At 73.2% G+C, this 2,929-nt stretch carries 3 protein-coding genes; all 3 read left to right on the forward strand.

Translation table 11 applies throughout. The annotated features are described in order from the left end of the window. Nucleotides 1–180: 180 nt before the first annotated feature. On the forward strand, nt 181–1,038 hold the full coding sequence (locus AC0CYZ_RS31930) for a nitrilase-related carbon-nitrogen hydrolase (protein ID WP_472222333.1): 858 nt from the start codon (nt 181–183) through the stop codon (nt 1,036–1,038). Between the two features lie 115 nt (nt 1,039–1,153). Next, nucleotides 1,154–2,587, forward strand: coding sequence for an FAD-dependent oxidoreductase (locus AC0CYZ_RS31935; RefSeq protein ID WP_472222335.1), 1,434 nt, complete (start codon nt 1,154–1,156; stop codon nt 2,585–2,587). A 41-nt stretch (nt 2,588–2,628) separates the two neighbouring features. After that, the coding region (locus tag AC0CYZ_RS31940; RefSeq protein ID WP_472222337.1) for an LLM class flavin-dependent oxidoreductase at nt 2,629–2,929 on the forward strand (301 nt) is incomplete at its 3' end.

The raw sequence follows: 2,929 nt of genomic DNA on the forward strand, positions 1-2,929 counted from the left end.
CACACTCCGGGGCGCGCACGGTCGCGCTGATCGGGACCGCGGGGGCAGCCGGCCTCGGCGGCCTCGTCGTCGGTGCGGTCGTGCTCGCGCGCCGGACCCGACGACCGCCGTGAGGAGCCGGGGCCGCCGTGGCCCCGGTCCCGTTCGCGACCGCCGTCCGACCGCGACCGAGGAGCCATCGTGCGGATCACCCTGGCCCAGACCGACGCCACCCTCGGCGACCTGGACGGCAACCTCAAGCGTGCCGAGCGGGTGATGAGCGAGGCCGTCGAGGCGGAGTCCGACCTCGTCGTGTTCCCCGAGCTCGCGCTCTCGGGCTACCAGCTCGGCGACGTGACGCACGACCTCTCGCTGTCCCCCGACGACCGGCGGCTGCTGCGGCTGTCCCAGCGCGCGGGCGGGGCCGGGATCCTCATCGGCTACCCCGAGGCGGGCACGCACGGCCTGCACACCTACAACAGCGCGGGCTACTACGAGGACGGCCACCTCGTCCACGTGCACCGCAAGCTCTACCTGCCGACCTACGCGACGTTCGAGGAGCGCAAGCACTTCCTCCCCGGGCAGCACTCGCGGGCCTACGGGGTGCGCGGCGGACGGCACCGCGCGGCCACGCTGATCTGCAACGACGCCTGGCAGCCGCAGGTCGCCTTCCTGTCCACCCAGGACGGCGCGCACCTGCTGCTCGTGCCGGCGAACTCCGCGCAGTCGATGTCGCCCGAGCGCTACGACTCGCGCGACTACTGGCGGAACATCACGACCTTCTACGGGCGCATCTACCAGCTGTTCGTGGTGTTCGTGAACCGCGTCGGCGTGGAGGGCGGCCTGACGTTCTGGGGCGGCTCGCACATCGTCGACCCGTGGGGCGAGGTCGTCGGCGAGTGCGGGGAGGGCCCCGAGGCCGAGCAGACCCTCACCGTGGAGATCGACCTGGCCGACGTGCGGCGGCGTCGGCGGGACATCCCGCTGGTGCGCGAGGCCCGGCTGGGGCTGCTGCGCCGGGAGATCGACCGGCTGCTCGACGAGGGCGGGGACCTCTAGTGTGGAGCATTTCTCGCTCTCCGTGATCATTTGGCGAGCTTGACTCGACCGCAATCGCACGGTTGACGCAATGTGTCCCTTCCCGCTGTCACACTGCGTAGCTCTGGTGCGCGGGATGACGCGCGCCGCCGTCGGGCGGGAGGCCGACATGGACGCTGACGTCGTGGTGTGCGGAGCCGGCGCGATCGGGCTGGCCACCTCGGTCATGCTGGCTCGCGAGGGCTACCGGGTGACGGTCCTCGATGCCGATCCCACGCGGCCGCCGGAGGCGGCTCGGGACGCCTGGCAGGGCTGGGGGCGGCGAGGGGTCGCCCAGTTCCGGCAGCCACACGGGGTCTTCCCCCGCTTCCGTCACCTCTGCGACGAGGATCTTCCCGGTGTCGGCCAGGCACTCGCCGCGATCGGCGCTCGCGTGTTCGACCCGCTGGACACCGCACCTCCGTCGATCACCGACCGATCCCGGAGGCCCGGCGACGAGTGGCTGGAATGGCTGACCGGCCGCCGACCGGTCCTCGAAGCAGTCCTCGCCGCCCATGCCGAAGCCCAACCCGGGGTGACCCTGCGCCGAGGGGTCCGGGTCGTCGGCCTCACGGCGAGCGGGCCGGCAGCGATCCCCGGCGTCCCCCACGTCGACGGGGTCGTCATCGAGGGTGGCGAGCGCCTGGGCGCCGCACTGGTCATCGACGCGATGGGCCGGCGGACGCCCACCGACGCCTGGCTCACCGACGTCGGAACCCGGCCGCCCCACCGGGTCGACGAGGACAGCGGCTACGCCTACTACACGCGCTACTACAGCGGACCCCTCCCGGAGTGGCGGGCCGCTCCGGTCACCATGCAGGGAACGGTCACCATCCTCACGCTGCCCGCCGACAACGACACGTGGTCGGTGACGCTGTTCGGCGGTTCCCGGGACGAGCCGCTGAAGGCGCTGCGCGATCCCGCCTGCTTCGACCGGGTCCTCCGCGGCTTCCCGCTGCAGGCGCACTGGACCGACGCCGAGGTCGAGCCGGGCGTGGCGGTCATGGCCGGCGTCCTCGACCGGGTCCGGTCGCTCGTCGTCGACGACTCCCCGATCGTCACCGGGTTCGTCGCGGTCGGGGATGCGTGGGCCTGCACGAACCCGTCGGCCGGACGGGGCCTCTCCGTGGGGCTCATGCACGCGCACGTGCTGCGGGACGTCCTGCTCGAGCACGCCGACGACCCGGCGGGTTTCGCCCGCGAGTTCCACGCCCGGGCCGAGGCCCAGGTGGCGCCCTACATCGACGACCAGCTGCGCGCCGACCGTGCACGCGTCGCGGAGATGGACGCGTTGCGCCGCGGCGTCGCACCCCCGGACCCGGACCCGGACGTGCTCGCCTTCGTCAGCGCCGCGATGGAGGACCCCATGGCCTTCCGAGCCTTCGTCGAGACGATGACGTGTCTCGCCCTCCCGAGCGAGGTGCTCGCGCGACCCCACGTCGCCGCGGCCGTCGAAGCCCGGCGCGGGGCCGTACCCGACCCGCCACCCGGCCCCGACCGGAAGGAGCTCCTCGAGCTGATCGCGGGCTGACGCGCGGACCCGGGCCGGACGCCGAGCCCTAGGATGCCGAGGTGACGAGGACGCCCCGGTTCGGCTGGCTCTCCCCCGCGATCGGGAACCGCTTCAGCGGGCACCGGCCGATCGTGGTGGACCAGGACACCGGCATCCTCCCCACGGCCCTGCCCCATTTCGACTCGCTGTGGCTGGCCGACCACTTCTACGGGATGGACGCGCCGACCGACCCGTTCATGGAGGCCTGGACGACGCTGACGTGGCTCGCCGCCCGCCACGAGCGCGTCGAGCTCTGCCACCACGTCCTCGGCGTCGGCTACCGGCACCCGCCGCTGCTCGCGAAGATGGCCGCCACCCTGC

The organism is Actinomycetospora sp. (genome assembly GCF_055612215.1).